The organism is Burkholderia sp. BE17 (genome assembly GCF_009362305.1).
Taxonomy (GTDB): domain Bacteria; phylum Pseudomonadota; class Gammaproteobacteria; order Burkholderiales; family Burkholderiaceae; genus Burkholderia; species Burkholderia pyrrocinia_C.
Genome location: NZ_WHNU01000006.1, coordinates 141,500 through 160,100 on the forward strand (window position 1 = coordinate 141,500; position 18,601 = coordinate 160,100).

Genomic DNA, 18,601 nt, shown 5'->3' on the forward strand with positions numbered 1-18,601 from the left:
AGCGCGATGCCCGGTCATCTGGTCCGCTTCAAGCAGGTCGACGTGTTCACGTCGGTGCCGTTCAAGGGCAACCCGCTCGCCGTGGTGTTCGACGCCGATTCGCTCGGCGACGACGCCATGCTCGAGATCGCCCGCTGGACCAACCTGTCGGAAACGACGTTCGTCTGCACGCCGACCGATCCGGAAGCCGACTACCGCGTGCGGATCTTCACGCCGTGCGGCGAACTGCCGTTCGCCGGCCACCCGACGCTGGGCACCGCGCATGCGTTCCTCGAAAGCGGCGCGCAGCCGCGCACGCCGGGCCGGCTGATCCAGCAGTGCGGGGTCGGCCGGGTCGCGCTGCGCGAGCAGGCCGACGGCTGGGCGTTCGGCGCACCGCCGGCACGTGTCACGCCGCTCGACCGTTCGGACTACGCGGCGCTGGCTGCCGCGTTGCGCAGCGACGCGATCGACCTGGATGCCGAGCCGTGCGCGGTCGACAACGGCGCGCCGTGGCTGGTCGTGCGGCTGAAGTCGGTCGACGCGTGCATCGGCCTGGCGCCCGATCCGGCCGCGCTGGAAGCGCTCACGCACCGCTACGGCGCGGACGGCCTCGCGATCTACGCGCCGCACGCCGAAGGCGGCCCCGCGACGTTCGAAATCCGCTGCCTGATGACGGGCGGCAACTTCGGCGTCGGCGAGGATCCCGTCACGGGCAGCGCCAACGCCGCGCTGGCCGGGCTGCTGACGCGGCAGGAACGCCGGCCCGGCAGGTCGTATACGGCCCGCCAGGGCACGGCGATCGGCCGCGACGGCCGCATCTTCGTCAGCTACGACGAAGACGGCACGACGTGGATCGGCGGCCACGCCGTCACGGTCGTCGACGGCACGTTCAGGTCACCTGTCTGACATTTCGCGATGTGCGATGGCGCCGGCCCGTCCGGCGCCCCTCCGATTCGCCCAACTATCGCAAAAACGTTCCAGCCAGTAATATCGGGCCTAATCCGTTGTTTCGGAGGTCTGTCCATGGTTGCGCATCCCGCGGACGAACAGACGCCGGAGCGACCCCAACCATAGCCGGCCATCCCGACGGATGGCGCACGCGAGCAGGACGCCACCCTCTTCGATGAGCTCCGCCCGGTCCAACCCTACGCCGCCGACCCGGCCGCTGCGCGCACCGCGCAAATCGCGCCGGCGCGCGCTATTCGCGATCCCGCTGCTCGGGATGCTGGCGCTTGCGCTGCTGTGGGCCGTGATCATCGCGCGTCTGTCGGTGGAGAAGGACAGCGCGTACAAGGAAGCGGCGGCGTCCGCGGCGATCCTGTCCTCCGCGCTCGAGCAGCATACGGTCAAGGCGATCCACCAGGTCGACCAGATCACCCGCTTCGTGAAATTCGAGTTCGAGAAGTCGCCCGCGCGCTTCAATCTCGCGAGCGCCGTCGAGAAAGGCGTCGTGCCGAGCGACACGCTGATCCAGGTGTCGCTCGTCAACGCAAAGGGCATCCTGTTCGCGAACACGGCCGAGCTCCATCCGCAGCCGATCAACCTGGCCGATCGCGAGCACTTCAAGGTCCACCTCGCGCACAACGACGACCGCCTCTACATCAGCAAGCCCGTGCTCGGCCGCGTGTCGAGCCACTGGACGCTGCAGATGACGCGGCGCCTGAACAACCCGGACGGCAGCTTCGCGGGCATCGTCGTCGTGTCGGAAGACCCGAGCTACTTCACGAACGACTTCTACAACAACGCGGCGATCGGCAAGGAAGGCGTGATCGCGGTCGTGTCCGACACGGGCACCGTGCTCGCGCGGCGCACGGGTTCGCTCAGCAACGCGCCGGGCGCGTTTTCGGCATCGGGCGTCTACCCGATCGCCGAGCGTGTGACGGGCACGATCATCGACCCGATCGACGGCGTGACGCGCATCGTGTCGTACCGCCACCTCGACGGCTACCCGCTCGCGGTGATGGTCGGGCTGTCGCAGACCGAGGAATTCGCGGATTACTACCACACGCGCAACGTCTACCTGCTGATGACGAGTTTCATCACGCTCGCGATGCTCGCGTTCTTCGGCGTCGCGACGGGCCTGATCGGCAAGCTGCTCGGCCGCGAGCGCGAGATGACGCAGCTCGCGGAATACGACCTGCTCACCGGCCTCGCGAACCGCTATGCGACGCTGCGCGGGCTGCGCAACGACGTGGCGATGCCGGCGAGCCTGTCGCGGCTCGGCCTGCTGTTCATCGATCTCGACAACTTCAAGACCGTCAACGACACGCTCGGCCACAACGCCGGCGACATCGTGCTGCAGATGACCGCGTCGCGCCTGTCCGATGCGGTCGGCGACGAGGGCTCGCTCGCGCGCATCGGCGGCGACGAGTTCGTCGTCGTGATGAAGGGCGACGACGTCGAGCGGCGCGCGGTGCGGCTCGCCGAAGCGATCATCCGGATGTTCGGCGAACCGTTCGACGTGCGCGGCAGTTCGTTCGTGCTGCATGCGAGCATCGGCATCGCGCTGCACACCGTCGCGAACGAAAGCGAGATCGACCTGCTGAAGAAGGCCGACCTCGCGATGTACAGCGCGAAGGACGCCGGCAAGAACTGCTACCAGTTCTATGCGCCGCACCTGTCGCACCGCGCCGACCACCTGATGCGCTGGGAACAGCAATTGCGCGTCGCGCTCGCCGAGGGGCAACTGTTCCTCGCGTACCAGCCGAAGATCGACCTCACGCACCGCTACATCACCGGCTTCGAGGCGCTCGCGCGCTGGGATCACCCGGAGCACGGGATCATTTCCGCGAACGAATTCATTTCGATCGCCGAATCGACGGGCCTGATCGTGCCGATCGGCGACTTCGTGATCCGCACCGCGTGCGAGCAGATCGCGCGCTGGCGCGACGAGGGCCACGACACGCTGACGCTCGCGGTCAACATCTCGCCCGTGCAGTTCTGGCGCGGCGACCTGATCGAGACGATCTCGCGCACGCTGCAGGAAACCGGCATCGACGCGAACCGGCTCGAACTCGAGATCACCGAAACGGCGATGATGGAATATCCGGAACTCGTGTCCGAGAAGATCGTCGCGCTGAAGAAGCTCGGCATCCGGATCGCACTCGACGATTTCGGCACCGGCTATTCGTCGCTGTCCTACCTGCACCGCTTCTCCGTCGACACGCTGAAGGTCGACCGCTCGTTCGTGCAGGCGATCCCGAACGATCGCAGCGTATGCGTGATGGTGTCGTCGATCGTGCATCTCGCGCGCTCGCTCGGCCTGACCGTCGTCGTCGAAGGCACGGAAACCGAGGAGCAGATCACGTGGCTGTCCGCGCTCGGCGAGATCGAGGCGCAGGGCTTCCTGTTCTCTCGCCCGGTGCCGGCCGACGCGATTCCCGCGCTGATCGCGCGCTTCGGCGTGCGCGGCGACCATCCGAACGTCATCGCACACCGCGCGACCGGCAGCACGGGCGCCTGAGCGCGCCGCGGCCCGCCCGCGGCGTGCGTTGCGCACTGCCGCAACTGTTGCGTTTTTCGATCCGATAGTTAGGTTCATTAACTAGCGTTTCCGCGCATGGCGGTGTCACGACGCGCGGCGGACAATCGGGAGGGCCACCGTATCGGCGGGCCGCCGGAAAGCCTACATGCGCGAGATCCGGCTCCTGCGCCAGAACCACATTCATGACAACCGTCGAAATCGAAGCGACCGCTCGTGTCGAAGAGGCACAGGCATCCCTATGGACCTTGTTCAAGGTCATTGCCGGCATTTCGGCGATCTCGTGGGGCGGGCTTTCGATGATGGCGCAACTCGAACGCCACTACGTGGAACGGCTGCAGCGCATCGAACCGCACGTATTCGGCGATCTCGTCGCGCTCGCCTGGCTCGTACCGGGCCCCGTCGGCTGCAATGTTGCGGTGCAGGTCGGCCAGACGCTGCACGGCCGCGCCGGCGCATGGGTCGCAGGTATCGCGAGCGTGCTGCCGTTCTCCATACTAATGACGCTGTTCGCGATCTTCTATCGCACGCCGCTCGTGCGCTCGCTCGCCGCGCCGGTGCTGATCAATCACTTCGGGATGGTGCTCGCCGCACTGATCGGCGTCACGTGGGTCAAGCAGTTGCGCTCGCTCGCGCGCACCAGGCTCGAACAGGTGATCGCCGCGCTGTCGACGATTCTGCTCGCTTTCGCGCATAGTCCGGCCGCTTTCGTCGGGATTCTCTTCGCTGCGTTCGCAGCGGGCTGGCTGACGGGACCGCCGCAACGCGATGCGGTCGATTTCAGGCTGTCGACACGCGACCGCAACCTGCTCGTGCTGCTCGGCGTGCTCGTCGCGCTGTTCGCGGTGCCGCTGCCCGGCGATTACCAGGAGCAGTTGCTGTGGCCCCGCCTCGCGGGCGCCGGCATGACGCTGTTCGGCGGCGGCTTTTCCGCGCTGCCGGTGCTCAAGACGCTGTTCGTCTCGCCGGCAACGGGCATCTCCGATCACGACTTCACGCTGGCGTTCGCGCTGTCGCCCGTGGCGCCGGGGCCGCTGCTGAACGTCGTGCCGTTTCTCGGCTACCTGACCGACGGCTGGGTCGGCGCGCTGCTCGCAACGGCCGCGCTGTTCATTCCGTCGGGTTGTCTCGTCGTGTTTGCGCAGAACCACCTGTCCCGGCTCAAGCGCCATTCGCGCTTCGAGCACGGGATGCGCCTGCTGCGCGCGGCGACGACGGGCTTTCTCGTCGTCGCCGTCGTGAAGATCCTGCATCGCGAGCCGGCGGACCCGATTTACTGGCTGACGGGTGCGTTCGCGACGCTGTGCTTTACGCGCTTCAGGGTGCCCGTCTATGCCGTCTACGGCGCGGTCGCGGTTGTCTGCGGCGTGTGGCTGTTGGCCGTCGCGCGCTGACGGGCGGCCGCCACCCCGCCACCCCGCCGGACTCACCCGGCACTAACCGGCACCGGGCGACTTCAACCCGCCTGCACCGCGACCCGGCGGGCCACCCAGCGAGCGCGCAGCGCGTCGTATGCGAGGTTGAAGCAGAACGTGTACGGCAGGAAGAACAGCACGATGCCGAGATCGAGCAGCAGCGCCTCGACGAGGCTCACGTTCAGCCACCACGCGGCAACCGGCACCACCATCGCGACGAGGCCGAGCTCGAAGACGACTGCGTGCGCGATCCGCATGCCGAGCGTGCGCGACAGCCCCGCGCGCCGTTCGAAGCGGTCGAACAGCGTGTTGAAGGTCATGTTCCAGGCCATCGCGATCAGCGACACCATCACCGTCAGCACGCCGACGTGCGACACCGGCATGTCGAGCAGCCACGCGCCGATCGGCGCGCACAGCGCGATCGCGATCAGCTCGAACGTCAGCGCATGCAGCAGCCGTTCCGTCACCGTTTTATTCATCTGTTTCATGGTTCCCTCCGATTCGTTGCTTCATTCATGTCGAACATTTTGATCGGCGCAACCGTATGAATCCAGTTTGATATCATCGGTTTTGCCGATATAACAAAGTCTGGAGCACCGCATGCGCCACGCCCCCGAAGCCCTGCTCGCGTTCGCCGAAGCCGCGCTGCTCGGCTCGTTCACGGCCGCCGCGCGCAAGCTCGGCAAGCGCCAGTCGACCGTGTCGGAGGCGATCGCGAACCTCGAGATCGATCTCGGCGTGCAGTTGTTCGACCGCTCGACGCGCGCACCGACGCTGACCGACGCCGGGCGCGCGCTGCTGCCGCAGGTGCAGCGCACGCTCGAGGCCGACGCGGCGATCGACCGCACGGCCGCGCGGCTCGCGCGCGGCGAAGAAGCGCGGCTGACGCTCGTCGTGTCCGATACGTACCAGTCGAAGCGTTACGAGGAAACGTTGATGGCGCTCGAGCGGCGCTTTCCGGCGCTCGAGCTCGAATGCCAGATCGCCGAGCACGAGGACGTGCTCGACCTGATCCAGCAAGGCCGCGCGCAGCTCGGGCTGATGGCCGCGCGCGCGGCCTACCCGGCCGATGTCGGCGCGGCGACGGTGGCGGAGGAATCGGAGATCGGGCTGTTCGTCGGGCGCACGCACGGGCTTGCCGAATACGGCGATGCCGAGGTGCCGCACGCGGCGCTACGCGACGTGCGCGAACTGCGCCTCAATACCTATGTGAAAACGGAAGGCCGCGGCGCCGACGACCGGATCGTCGTCGGCACGCAGCGCTGGCTGGCGCCGAGCTACCTGATGCTGCTGGAGATGGCCGTGCTGGGATTCGGCTGGGCCGAGCTGCCGCGCTGGATGGTCGACCACTTCGCGCGCGATCGCCTGTGCGAACTGCACGCACGCGGCTGGCCGCGCCGCGTGCGGGTGGATGCCGTATGGTCGCGCAATCGGCCGCTCGGTCCGGCCGGCTCCTGGCTGCTCGACGCGATGCTGGCCGCGTAGCGGCGCGTGCCGGCGCGCCCGCGGTTGGCGCCGGAAGATCAGAAGCCGCGCGACAGCACGGCCGCGCCGATCGTGACGACACCGAGCACGAGATTGACGACGACGAGCAGGCGCACCGCGTTCACCGCGCGCGCGCCGTCCGGCCAGTTCTGCGCCTGCACCGCGCGGCGGATGCGCGGGAACAGCGCGAAACGGATGTGCCCGAAGATCAGCATCATCACGACGCCGAGCCCGGCCATCGCGTGCAACGACCACGTCGCGTGCGCGCCGCCGAACTCCATGAGCAGGAAGCCACCGGACAGCAGGATCACGATCACGGAACCCGCCACCCAGTTGAAGAAGCGGCCGAACACGCCCTCGATCAGCGGCAACCGGAGCTGCGGCGACAGGTCGGACAGTGCCGGACGCAGGCAGAAGTTCGCGAAGACCATCCCGCCCACCCACACGGCAACGGCCAGCAGATGAAGAAACAGCGCGACGGCAACAGCGTGGGACATGGCGACAATCCTGTGATGGGTTGGGTACGGCGAACGGCCGCGTCGCACGCGGCATCGAACGTCGTTCGACCGCCCCGCCGCCGCGCGGTTCAGGCCCCGCGCGCGATTTCACAATATTTTGCAAGTTCCGCGTGACAGCGCCACGCTTGCTTACCCGAATCCGCGATCCAAAAGAAAAGGCCGCACGTCCGCCGAAGCGGAGGTGCGGCCTTCGATCGCGGCCGAACCGGACGATCGCGCGGCGTCAGCCGAGCAGCGGACGCAGTTCGTTGACGACCTTGAGCTTCGACTCCGGCGCGCGGCCCTTGCGTGCGCGCTTGCCGATATGCGGCGCGAGCCCCGCATACGACAGCGTGTCGTCCTGCGCCTTGCCGCCACGGCCGGTGCCGATCAGCACGACGCCCGCCGGATCGATCGCGAGCGCCTGCACGAGCGTTTCCTTGTCGTCGAGCGCCATCAGGATCACGCCGCGGCCGCCGCCGGACAGCGTCTTCATCTCGTCCATCCCGAACACGAGCAGCCGGCCGCCGCTCGACAGGCACGCGACCTGCGTCGCGTTCGGCAGCACGGGCATCGGCGCGAGCGGCACCGCGCCCGTGTCGATCGTCATGAACGACTTGCCGGCCTTCACGCGGCTCACCATGTCGCCGACCTTCGCGAGGAAGCCGAAGCCGTTGCTCGATGCGAGCAGCAGTTGCTGGTCGGCCGGCGCCGCGTAGTAGTGCATCAGGTGCGAGCCCGATTCGAGCTCGATCAGCGACGTGACCGGCACGCCGTCACCACGCCCGCCCGGCAGCACCGACACGTCGACCGAGTACACGCGGCCGCTGCTGCCCCATGCGATCAGGCGATCCGGCGTGCGGCACTGGAACGCCGCGTACAGATGGTCGCCGGCCTTGAACGTGAAGCCGGCCGGGTCGAGCCCGTGGCCCTTCAGCGCACGCACCCAGCCCTTCTGCGACACGACGACCGTCACCGGCTCGTCGACCACCTTCGCCTCGAACGTCGCGCGCTTTTCCTGCTGGATCAGCGTACGGCGTTCGTCGCCGTACTGCTTCGCGTCGGCCTCGATCTCCTTGATCATCAGCCGCTTCATCGCGCTTTCGTTCGCGAGCAGTTCCTCGAGCTTCGCCTTCTCGTCGCGCAGCGTTTCGAGTTCCTTCTCGATCTTGATCTTCTCGAGCCGCGCGAGCTGGCGCAGCCGGATTTCGAGAATGTCCTCGGCCTGCCGGTCGGAGAGGCCGAACGCGCTCATCAGCGCGGCCTTCGGCTCGTCCGACTCGCGGATGATGCGAATCACCTCGTCGATGTTCAGGAAGACGATCATCCGCCCTTCGAGGATATGGATGCGGTCGTCGACCTTGCCGAGACGGTGGCGCGTGCGCCGCGTCATCGTCAGCTGGCGGAACTTCACCCATTCGTCGAGGATCGTCAGCAGGCCCTTCTGGCCCGGCCGGCCGTCGGCGCCGATCATCACGAGGTTCAGCGTCGCGTTCGATTCGAGGCTCGTGTACGCGAGCAGCGTGTTCACGAATTCCGTCTGGTCGATCGTGCGCGACTTCGGCTCGAACACGAGCCGCACCGCCGCTTCCTTGCCCGACTCGTCACGCACCGCGTCGAGCAGGTCGAGCATCGCCTTCTTCGTGTTGAGCTGCTCGGGCGTCAGCGTCTTCTTGCCGAGCTTGAGCTTCGGGTTGGTCAGTTCCTCGATTTCCTCGAGCACCTTCTGGCCCGACGTGCTCGGCGGCAGCTCGGTGACGACGAGCTGCCACTGGCCGCGCGCGAGATCCTCGATCTTCCAGCGCGCGCGCACCTTCAGGCTGCCGCGGCCCGTTTCGTACGCCGCCGCGATTTCCGCGTCGCTCGAGATGATCTGGCCGCCGCCCGGGAAATCCGGGCCGGGAATCAGGTTCATCAGCTCCGCGTGCGAAAGCTTCGGATTGCGGATCAGTGCGACCGCCGCAGCCGCGACTTCGCGCAGGTTGTGCGACGGGATTTCCGTCGCGAGGCCGACCGCGATGCCCGACGCGCCGTTCAGCAGCACGAACGGCATGCGGCTCGGCAGCGTCTTCGGTTCGTCGAACGAGCCGTCGTAGTTCGGCATGAAGTCGACCGTGCCCTGGTCGATCTCGTCGAGCAGCAGCTTCGCGATCGGCGTGAGCCGCGCTTCGGTGTACCGCATTGCGGCCGCACCGTCGCCGTCGCGCGAGCCGAAGTTGCCCTGCCCGTCGATCAGCGGATAGCGCAGCGAGAAATCCTGCGCGAGACGCACGAGCGCGTCGTACGCCGACTGGTCGCCGTGCGGGTGGTATTTACCGAGCACGTCGCCGACCACGCGCGCCGACTTCACCGGCTTCGCGTCCGGGCCGAGGCCCATTTCGTTCATCGCGAACAGAATCCGGCGCTGCACCGGCTTCTGGCCGTCGCACACGTCGGGCAGCGCGCGGCTCTTCACGACGCTGACCGCGTAGCTGAGATACGCCTGCTCCGCGTAGTTGCCGAGCGTCAGCGCTTCGGCGTCCGGTGCGTCGGACCCGGCGAAGAGATCGGAAGTATTGTCGTCCATCTGAATTCCGTATTCGTAAGTGGCGTGAGGCCGGGCCGGGCGTCATGCCCGGCCGCGCGCGGGCGCTAGCGTGGTGTTCGGTGCCGGGCGGTGCCGACGTGCCGGCGGATTCGTGCCCGCGGCAACGCGCAAACCGCAGCGATGCCCGATGGCATCGCGAGGATTTGCAACGCCGCCACGGGTGCGAAGGCGCAGCACATCAGTGCCGGTCGGTGCCGAACACTGCATTAGATGTCCGCTTCGACGTCGTTGCCCTTTTCCTCGAGCCAGCCGCGCCGCGCGGCTGCCTCGCCCTTGCCCATCAGCATCGTCATCCGCGCGACGGTCGCCTCGTAGTCGAGCTCGCCGAGCTTGATCGGCATCAGGCGGCGCGTGTCGGGGTTCATCGTCGTGTCCCAGAGCTGCTCGGCGCTCATTTCGCCGAGACCCTTGAAGCGGCTGATGCTCCATTGCGTCTCGCGCGCGCCGTCCTTGCGCAGCTTGTCGAGGATCGCTTCCAGCTCGCCGTCGTCGAGCGCATAGAGCTTCTGCGCGGGCTTCTTGCCGCGCGCCGGCGCGTCGACGCGGAACAACGGCGGCCGCGCGACGTACACGTTGCCGCGTTCGATCAGTTGCGGGAAATGCTTGAAGAACAGCGTGAGCAGCAGCACCTGGATGTGCGAGCCGTCGACGTCCGCGTCCGACAGGATGCAGATCTTGCCGTAGCGCAGGTTCGACAGGTCGACGGTGTCGTCCGGGCTGTGCGGATCGACGCCGATCGCGACCGAGATGTCGTGCACCTCGTTGTTCGCGAACAGGCGGTCGCGCTCGGTTTCCCACGTGTTCAGCACCTTGCCGCGCAGCGGCAGGATCGCCTGGTATTCCTTGTCGCGGCCCATCTTCGCGGAGCCGCCCGCCGAGTCGCCCTCGACGAGGAACAGCTCGTTGCGCGCGATGTCCTCGGTCTCGCAGTCGGTCAGCTTGCCGGGCAGCACCGCGACACCCGAGCTCTTGCGCTTCTCGACCTTCTGGCCCGCGCGCGTGCGCGCCTGCGCCTGCTTGATCACGAGTTCGGCAAGCTTCTTGCCGTGCTCGACGTGCTGGTTCAACCACAGTTCGAGCGCGGGACGCGAGAACGACGACACGAGCTTCACCGCGTCGCGGCTGTTCAGGCGTTCCTTGATCTGCCCCTGGAACTGCGGATCGAGCACCTTCGCGGACAACACGAACGACACGCGCGCGAATACGTCTTCCGCGAGCAGCTTCACGCCCTTCGGCTGCAGGTTGTGCAGCTCGACGAAGCTCTTCACGGCCTGGTACAGGCCGTCGCGCAGGCCCGATTCATGCGTGCCGCCGGCCGGCGTCGGGATCAGGTTCACGTACGACTCGCGCACGAGCGAGCCTTCCTCGCTCCAGGCGACGACCCACGATGCGCCCTCGCCCTCGGCGAACGTATCGTCCCCCGAACGCGAATCGGCGAAACGCTCGCCTTCGAACAGCGGGATCAGCAGCTCGCTGCCGTTCATTTCGTCGAGCAGGTAGCCGCGCAGGCCGTCCTCGTACTTCCACGTCTGGCGCTCGCCGGTTTTCTCGTTGACGAGCACGACCTCGACGCCCGGCAGCAGCACGGCCTTCGAGCGCAGCAGGCGCTGCAGTTCGCCGAGCGGCAGGTTCGGCGAATCGAAGTACTTCGGATTCGGCCACACCTGCACGCGCGTGCCGGATTTCTTCTCGCCGCGGCCCGCGCTCTGCGTCACGAGCGGCTTCACGACATCGCCATCGGCGAAGCCGAGCTCGGCGGTCTTGCCGTCGCGCCAGACCGTCACGCCGAGGCGCGTCGCGAGCGCGTTCGTCACTGACACGCCGACGCCGTGCAGGCCGCCCGAGAACGTATAAGCGCCGCCCGCGGCCTTGTCGAACTTGCCGCCCGCATGCAGGCGCGTGAACACGATCTCGACGACCGGCACGCCTTCCTCGGGATGCATGCCGAACGGGATGCCGCGACCGTCGTCCTCGACCGATACCGACTGGTCGGCGTGCAGCGTGACCGTGATCTGCTTGCCGTAGCCGCCGAGCGCCTCGTCGGACGCGTTGTCGATGACTTCCTGGATGATGTGCAGCGGATTCTCGGTACGGGTGTACATGCCGGGCCGCTGCTTGACCGGCTCGAGACCCTTGAGCACCTTGATCGATGCTTCGCTATAGGCCGCGCTGGGTTTCTTCGTTGACATAGGCGCTGAATTTCGTCATTCATCGGGACGTTGTCCACACCTCGTGTGGATAACGTCGTGGACAAAACGTTGAGTTCCGTAAAAAAGCGAATCGAAACAACGGTGTGCTTGGACTGCTCCGAAAGCGGGCGCGCGGCGTGCTGCGCTACCCGGGACGCGCGGTATTTTACTGGTTCCGCGTGGCACGCCAATCGCGAGATCACCGCGCGGCCGCCGCCGGCCGCGTGGCGTGTGACGCGCGTTATGCCGGCTTGCGTTTCGCCTCGAGCGTTTCCCACCGTTCGAGCGCGGCGAGCAATTCGTCGTCGATCGCCGCGAACCGCTCGGTCAGGCGCGTGCCTTCCTGCGGATCCTTCGCGAAAATCGAGCCGTCGTCGAGCTGCGCATTGATCGTCTTCTGCTCCTCTTCGAGCGCGGCGATCTTCTCCGGCAGCGAATCGAGTTCGCGCTGCTCGTTGAACGACAGCTTCACCGTGCGCTGCGCATTGCGGCCCGCGGCGCTCTTCGCCGGCTCTTCCTTGACGGGCGCCGCTTCCTTGACCGCGCGCTTCGCGGCTTCCTGCTGCGCGAGCTGATCCGAGCGCTCGCTCTGGATCTGCCAGTCGGTGAAGCCGCCGACATATTCGCGCCACTTGCCTTCGCCCTCCGCCGCGATCACCGACGTCACGACGTTGTCGAGGAACGCGCGATCGTGGCTGACGAGCAGCACCGTGCCGTCGTATTCGGCCAGCAGTTCCTCGAGCAGTTCGAGCGTCGGGATATCGAGGTCGTTGGTCGGTTCATCGAGCACCAGCACGTTGGCCGGACGCGCGAACAGGCGCGCGAGCAGCAGCCGGTTGCGCTCGCCGCCCGACAGCGACTTCACCGGCGATCGCGCGCGCTCCGGCGCGAACAGGAAGTCGCCGAGATAGCTCATCACGTGCTTGCGCACGCCGCCGATCTCGACCCATTCGCTGCCGGGGCTGATGGTATCCGCGAGGCTCTTCTCCTGGTCGAGCTGCGCGCGCATCTGGTCGAAATACGCGACCTGCAGGTTCGTGCCGGTGCGCACCGTGCCTTCGTCGGGCTTCAGCTCGCCGAGGATCAGCTTGAGCAGCGTGGTCTTGCCTGCGCCGTTCGGGCCGACGAAGCCGATCTTGTCGCCGCGCATGACCGTCGTCGAGAAGCGGTCGACGACCGTACGGCCGCCGTAGCGCTTCGTCACGTCGGTCAGCTCCGCGACGATCTTGCCGGACTTCTCGCCCTGCGCGACGTCGAGCTTCACGTTGCCCTGCGAATTGCGGCGTTCCGCGCGCTCGTGACGCATCTGCTCGAGCCGCGCGACGCGGCCGACGCTGCGCGTGCGGCGCGCCTCGACGCCCTTGCGGATCCACACTTCTTCCTGCGCGAGCAGCTTGTCGAACTTGTCGTTTTCCACGCGCTCGACTTCGAGCTGCTGCGCCTTGCGGGTCTGGTACGCGGAGAAATTGCCCGGGTACGACAGCAGCCGGCCGCGGTCGAGCTCGACGATGCGCGTCGCGACCCGGTCGAGGAACGCGCGATCGTGCGTGATGAACAGCAGGCCCGCGCGCTGCGCGACGAGCAGATCTTCGAGCCAGCGGATGCCGTCGAAGTCGAGGTGGTTGGTCGGTTCGTCGAGCAACAGCACGTCGGGCTGCAGCACCAGCGCGCGCGCCAGCGCGACGCGCTTCTGCATCCCGCCCGACAGCGCGTCGACCCTCGCGTCAACGTCAGACAGGCCGATCTGCGCGAGCGTCATCGACACGCGCGTGCGCCAGTTCCACGCGTCATGCGCATCGAGCGACGACTGCAGCGCGTTCATCCGCGCGAGCAACGCATCGTGCTCGGCGCCTTCCGGTATATCCGCGAGGCGGTGCACGATCGAATCGTATTCTTCGAGCAGTTCGCGCGTGTGCGTGAGCCCCGACGCGACCGCGTCGAACACTGTCGCACCCGGCTCGAATTCGGGCTCCTGCGGCACGTAGACGGTCACCAGTTCCTGCTGGCGCGTGACCAGCCCGTCGTCGGGCTTCGCGAGGTCGGCGACGATCTTCAGCAGCGACGACTTGCCCGCGCCGTTGCGGCCGATCAGGCCGACGCGCTCGCCGGCTTCCAGCGAGAAATCCGCGTGATCGAGCAACGCGACGTGACCGAACGCGAGCTGCGCGCCGGTAATGGAATAAAGCGACATGGGGAGACGGCGAAGAGAGGAATCGGAAGCGCCCATTGTACCGGTCGCGGGCGCCGCCACCGGTATGGCCGGACGGACTAGCCCTGCGAGCGGCGCTCGAACCGCGTCGGCGCGGTGCGATGGAGCGGTGTCATGTATGGCTTGCAGCCGGTTTCCGGTGCCGGATGCCGGCCACCGGCTGCGAGTTGCGCGCGACCGGGTGAACGGGCGAATGCCGGCCGGATGCCCGCGGCCGGTCGATCGGCCATCCCGCGCATGGCGCATCGGGCGCCGGCGCGGGATGCTGCGGTTACTTCACGTTGACCGTGATCGTCGAACTCATTTCGGGGCCGTACGAACGGTGCGCACCGTCGCCGAGCTGCAGCGTCAGCGTGTGCTGGCCGGACGGCAGCTTCACATCGGTTTCGGTCTGGCCCTTGCCGAAGTGCAGCGAATGGTCGGTCGCCGGGATCACGTCGCCCTTCGGCACCGGCTTGCCGTCGATCAGCAGGTGATGGTGGCCCGTATTCGGCGTCATGTCACCGGCCGGCTTGAGCTCCATGCCATCGAGACCGAACTTCACGTGCACGGGGCTCGACACCGTCGCGCCGTCCTGCGGCTCGACAAAGAACACGCGCGCTTCGGCGCGCGCGAGCGTCGACACGGCCAGCGCCGCGACACAAACCGCACCCGCGATCCACTTTCTGTTGAGCATCGTTTCCTCCTTCAGATTGACAGGCCCACGAAGCATACACTGCAAGCCCGCCACACGCGATGACACCCGTTGTTCGCGATGCGCACGTTTAAAACGACGTTGCGCAGGCGTTCGGCGAAATTCCGGTAACATTGCGCCTTTCGTCCGCCGGCGAGGCTGCGGACGGCGTCACCGAGTTTCCATTATCCCGAGCACCACATGAGTGAAGTAACCGAATACCAGAGCTGGGTCTGCTTGATTTGCGGGTGGGTCTACAACGAAGCGGAAGGGCTGCCCGACGAGGGCATCGCAGCCGGCACCCGTTTCGCCGACATTCCCGCCGACTGGCGGTGCCCGCTGTGCGACGTGGGCAAGGAAGATTTCGTCGTCGTCGATTTCTGATCGCGGCCGAGCGCGCGATACGCGCGTCGGCGTGCAATCCGCCCGCCGATGCGCCGCGCGTTTGCTATACTCTGCGCGCTGTCCACACTGCCGTCCGGTTCGCGTTTTTCGCGCGATCACCCGGACATGGCTCTCCCCGTAGTTCAATGGATAGAACAAGCGCCTCCTAAGCGCTAGATACAGGTTCGATTCCTGTCGGGGGGACCATTTCAGCCTCCACATTCCTCCAAGTTTCTCCAGAAAGCAGCGCGGAGCCTTGTTCCGCCTGGGCTTTTTCTGCCATCATTGTCCAAGTTTGTCCAGCACAAGCCAAGTACTTTGGGGGTATCGGTGAGGATATACCCCGAAGCGCTCGGCGTCGATACCCCCAAGCCAAATGCCAAAGCGAACTGCCCCACTGACCGAGCTGCAAGTACGCCGCGCAAAGGCCACCGAACAGCCTTACCGCTTAGCTGATGGCAAGGGACTCTATTTGCAGGTCATGCCGAACGGCTCCCGGTACTGGCGCATGAAGTATCGGTTCGACGGAAAGGAAAAGCTTGCTTCGTTCGGCGTCTACCCCGAGGTGTCGTTGGCCGAGGCACGACAAGCCTGTCTCGCCGCACGGAAGCTCTTAGCCGCAGGCGCCGATCCGACCGAGCAGAAGCGGGAAGTCAAGCGCGCCAGAGCCATCGAAGCCTCGTCATCGTTTGAAGCAGTAGCGCGCGAGTGGTTTGCGACCCAGAAAGATGGCTGGACCGTGGTGTATGCGTCCAAGGTGATCAGTTCGCTCGAAGTCGATGTCTTTCCGAAAATCGGTCACCGTCCGATCCGAGACATCGAAGCACCCGACATGCTTGAGATTCTGAGGGCTGTCGAATCACGTGGTGTGCGAGAGACAGCGAAACGAATTCTGCAGCGCTCGCGGGCCGTGTTCCAGTACGGAATCATGACCGGCCGATGCCCTCGCAATCCTGCCGCAGACATCGACGCGGAAACTGTTCTCAAGAAGGGGACTGGCGTCAAACACATGGCGCGGGTCAAGCCAGTCGAAATTCCTCAGCTCATGCGGGACATCGCCGCGTATGAAGGTGACCTAGTTACGCGACTGGCGCTTCGCTTCATGGCACTGACGTTCACTCGAACGACCGAGATGATCAACGCAGAGTGGGACGAGTTCGATGAACGCGCCGCCGAATGGCGGATTCCGCCCGAGCGAATGAAGATGCGCGACCCGCACATCGTCCCGCTGTCGCGTCAGGCTCTCGACACGTTGGCCGCCTTGCGCGACCTCAACGGGCACCACCGGTATGTGTTCTATAGCATCCAGGGGCGCAGCCACATCTCGAACAACACAATGCTCTATGCGCTTTACCGGATGGGCTACAAATCGCGGATGACAGGCCACGGATTCCGGGGGCTGGCCGCTACCGTGTTGCGAGAGCTTGGGTACAGCCGGGACGTGGTCGACCGGCAACTTGCCCATGCGGAACGCAATCAGGTAACCGCTGCGTACGTGCATGCCGAGTTCCTACCAGAACGTCGGAAGATGATGCAACACTGGGCGGATCACCTTTATGCACTGGAGGCCGGCGCCCAGTGATCCCTATCAACGCAGGACGTTAGACAAGCGCGATACGCTCCGCAGCGTAGGAGCCACAATGTTCGACCAATCAGATACGACCCCGTATTCACTCCTCTCACCCCAACTCGCAAGCCACGGATGAGCCACTCGACAATCATACAAGGAAGCTTGATACTTGCTATATCAAAATAAGCACTGGCGGGCGGGCGTGGACCAAACATATAACGTGTACTGTGACGAATCATGTCACCTAGAAAACGACGGACAAAAGGCGATGGTTATCGGGGCCGTTTGGTGCCCTACTTCATCGCGCAACGAAATTGCCACTCGGCTTCGAGAAATAAAACGCCGACACGGGCTAAACTCAAGCATTGAGTCGAAATGGACAAAAATATCAAAATCAAAAATCGAATTTTATCTCGACTGTGTTGATTATTTTTTTGACAACGATGACCTTCATTTTCGCGGAATCATCATTCCGAACAAAGATACATTAGACCACAACGCTTTCCACCAAGATCATGACACTTGGTATTACAAGATGTATTTCACGATGCTGAAGGCAATCTTCGACCCAGCATCCAAATATCGTGTGTACATCGACATCAAAGACACGCTGGGCCAAAAGAAAATAGAGAAACTTCATGATGTCTTATGCCATAACGCTTATGATTTCTCCCGTTCGATGATCGAGCGGGTACAGCGCGTTCAGTCTCATGAGGTAGAGCATCTTCAGTTGGCGGACGTCCTTATCGGCGCCCTATCTTATATGCATCGAGGCTTGAACGAGAGCACGACTAAACGCCAGATCATTGAACGGATTAAACAGCGATCGGGATATTCCTTAGACAGAAACACCCTCCTTAGAGAAGCAAAGTTCAATTTGCTGGTATGGCACTCTGGAGGCACTGCATGAGCACATGGCTCCCCGCCTTGATGTTATTCTCCAATCATGGGAATGACTGGGATATTTATCTAGAAGCGATTTATGATGCATTCTGTGCCGATTTTTTAGACAGCACGCCAACTTTCCAGGGCACACGCCTTGGCCTAAAACGCCACCCCGTTTCAAGAGGCAAAGAGGCGACATTCTGGCATTTCACAAGTGAAGGAAAGATTGAGGAAGAACGCCTCCCTGACTTTCGTCGCTGCGAACGTATTCGATGGCCGCGCCCTGTAATCGAATCAGATGGCACTGACGAACCACTGAAAATATGGGAAGAGATACGGAACAACGAAACACGTGTTCACATCTGGGCGGAGGAGTCTGAGTATCTTGTCGTGCTGGCAAAAAGAAATGGCTACATTCTTCCTTGGACCGGCTACCCTGTAGTCCGAGACCACGAAAAGACAAAATTACAGAAAAGGTGGGAGAGAAACCGATAGGCATCAACCTCGGCGATGCCTCTGAAGGGGGGCTGGCCGCGCCCCCAATTGGGGACGGGGCCGAAACTCCTTCCACACTTACGCCTAGCAGCTGGTAGATGAGCTGCATTGGATTCTACGCGAATCAGGCTAGCGACACAAGTTCATTGAGAAGTCAAGTTGTAACATCGAATGTCCGGAGACGCTCCTTGAACGTCTATTTCGACAACAACACCTTGGCCAATCTGGCCCAAGCCGGCGTCGACCCTGTCGCCGCGCTGGCAGGCAGTGAGTTCACTCTTGCGGTGACGCCGGACCTCGCCACGGAGTACCAGCAGGGCATCCAAAGCGACAACGCAACTGCGGCCGAGAAGGATCTGTGTCGGCGCCTCCTCGCCGCTGCGACTGAGCGCGGGATCTTCGGCTTCGCCGGTCCGGATGGATCAAACAATGGCTACTCAGGCTTCGATCACGGCTACTGGGCAGACGAAGGCACGGTCCAGACGCTACAGTCCATCAAGGTCACTGAGCGCCCCGGCAAAGCAGTCCCGAAGAACCGCACTGATGCATTCCTCGTTGCGCTGGCTGCGGGCGCCGTGGTCATCACGAACGATACCGGCAAGCATTTTCGGCACGCCCGCGAGAAAGGTCTACACGTCTATTCATGGGCAGAACTCGCGGACGTCGGCAACGCCCAGTCAACAATTGCTCACCGTCTCGGCGTGTTGCTCACGCTGCCGACACAATTCTTGCCTAGCTCAGAAATTTGA

The 18,601-nt window shown here is 64.7% G+C and carries 15 protein-coding genes and 1 tRNA gene; 10 read left to right on the forward strand and 6 right to left on the reverse strand.

Going from position 1 to position 18,601, the window contains the following annotated elements; all coding sequences use genetic code 11:
• Positions 1-6 precede the first annotated feature (6 nt).
• The 3 genes from GD429_RS08040 to GD429_RS08055 all read left to right on the forward strand — a co-directional run bounded on the left by GD429_RS08040 (position 7) and on the right by GD429_RS08055 (position 4,857).
• Complete coding sequence (locus GD429_RS08040; protein WP_152856450.1) at positions 7-888, forward strand: PhzF family phenazine biosynthesis protein; 882 nt, start codon at positions 7-9, stop codon at positions 886-888.
• 217 nt (positions 889-1,105) lie between these two features.
• The gene (locus GD429_RS08050) at positions 1,106-3,445 is read left to right on the forward strand and encodes an EAL domain-containing protein (protein ID WP_152856451.1); all 2,340 of its coding nucleotides are present in this window, start codon (positions 1,106-1,108) and stop codon (positions 3,443-3,445) included.
• Positions 3,446-3,648: 203 nt separating this feature from the next.
• Positions 3,649-4,857, forward strand: coding sequence for a chromate transporter (locus GD429_RS08055; RefSeq protein WP_152856452.1), 1,209 nt, complete (start codon positions 3,649-3,651; stop codon positions 4,855-4,857).
• Between the two features lie 62 nt (positions 4,858-4,919).
• On the opposite strand, the gene GD429_RS08060 is transcribed toward GD429_RS08055, so the two are convergent.
• Positions 4,920-5,366, reverse strand: a complete 447-nt coding sequence (locus tag GD429_RS08060) for a multidrug/biocide efflux PACE transporter (protein WP_152856453.1) — start codon at positions 5,364-5,366, stop codon at positions 4,920-4,922.
• A 112-nt stretch (positions 5,367-5,478) separates the two neighbouring features.
• Here GD429_RS08060 and GD429_RS08065 point away from each other — a divergent pair, with 112 nt between their 5' ends.
• Positions 5,479-6,363 carry a LysR family transcriptional regulator gene (locus GD429_RS08065; protein WP_152856454.1) on the forward strand — a complete coding sequence of 295 codons (885 nt, stop codon included), beginning with the start codon at positions 5,479-5,481 and terminating at the stop codon, positions 6,361-6,363.
• A 38-nt stretch (positions 6,364-6,401) separates the two neighbouring features.
• Here the strand turns inward: GD429_RS08065 and GD429_RS08070 are convergent, their stop codons facing one another.
• The 5 genes from GD429_RS08070 to GD429_RS08095 all read right to left on the reverse strand — a co-directional run bounded on the left by GD429_RS08070 (position 6,402) and on the right by GD429_RS08095 (position 14,521).
• Entirely contained in the window at positions 6,402-6,860 is a 459-nt protein-coding gene (locus GD429_RS08070) for a CopD family protein (RefSeq protein WP_152856455.1), read from the reverse strand.
• A gap of 244 nt (positions 6,861-7,104) precedes the next feature.
• Positions 7,105-9,426, reverse strand: coding sequence for a DNA topoisomerase IV subunit A (gene parC, locus GD429_RS08075; protein ID WP_152856456.1), 2,322 nt, complete (start codon positions 9,424-9,426; stop codon positions 7,105-7,107).
• A 227-nt stretch (positions 9,427-9,653) separates the two neighbouring features.
• On the reverse strand, positions 9,654-11,636 hold the full coding sequence (locus tag GD429_RS08080) for a DNA topoisomerase IV subunit B (RefSeq protein WP_152856457.1): 1,983 nt from the start codon (positions 11,634-11,636) through the stop codon (positions 9,654-9,656).
• Positions 11,637-11,877: 241 nt separating this feature from the next.
• The gene (locus GD429_RS08085; protein ID WP_152856458.1) at positions 11,878-13,827 is read right to left on the reverse strand and encodes an ATP-binding cassette domain-containing protein; all 1,950 of its coding nucleotides are present in this window, start codon (positions 13,825-13,827) and stop codon (positions 11,878-11,880) included.
• A gap of 289 nt (positions 13,828-14,116) precedes the next feature.
• Positions 14,117-14,521, reverse strand: a complete 405-nt coding sequence (locus GD429_RS08095; protein ID WP_152856459.1) for a DUF4399 domain-containing protein — start codon at positions 14,519-14,521, stop codon at positions 14,117-14,119.
• A gap of 198 nt (positions 14,522-14,719) precedes the next feature.
• Between GD429_RS08095 and GD429_RS08100 the strand changes: the two genes are divergently transcribed.
• The 6 genes from GD429_RS08100 (at position 14,720) to GD429_RS08125 (ending at position 18,601) form a co-directional block, all read left to right on the forward strand.
• Complete coding sequence (locus GD429_RS08100; RefSeq protein WP_034190709.1) at positions 14,720-14,902, forward strand: rubredoxin; 183 nt, start codon at positions 14,720-14,722, stop codon at positions 14,900-14,902.
• Between the two features lie 132 nt (positions 14,903-15,034).
• Positions 15,035-15,109 (forward strand) — tRNA-Arg (locus GD429_RS08105).
• Between the two features lie 169 nt (positions 15,110-15,278).
• Positions 15,279-16,484, forward strand: coding sequence for a tyrosine-type recombinase/integrase (locus GD429_RS08110; RefSeq protein WP_152856460.1), 1,206 nt, complete (start codon positions 15,279-15,281; stop codon positions 16,482-16,484).
• A 208-nt stretch (positions 16,485-16,692) separates the two neighbouring features.
• On the forward strand, positions 16,693-17,382 hold the full coding sequence (locus tag GD429_RS08115; RefSeq protein ID WP_321574464.1) for a DUF3800 domain-containing protein: 690 nt from the start codon (positions 16,693-16,695) through the stop codon (positions 17,380-17,382).
• Positions 17,379-17,852: a hypothetical protein gene (locus tag GD429_RS08120; protein ID WP_152856462.1), complete on the forward strand. Its 474-nt coding sequence runs from the start codon at positions 17,379-17,381 to the stop codon at positions 17,850-17,852. The genes GD429_RS08115 and GD429_RS08120 overlap by 4 nt, the downstream gene beginning before the upstream one ends.
• Positions 17,853-18,040: 188 nt before the next feature.
• Positions 18,041-18,601 carry a hypothetical protein gene (locus tag GD429_RS08125; RefSeq protein WP_152856463.1) on the forward strand — a complete coding sequence of 187 codons (561 nt, stop codon included), beginning with the start codon at positions 18,041-18,043 and terminating at the stop codon, positions 18,599-18,601.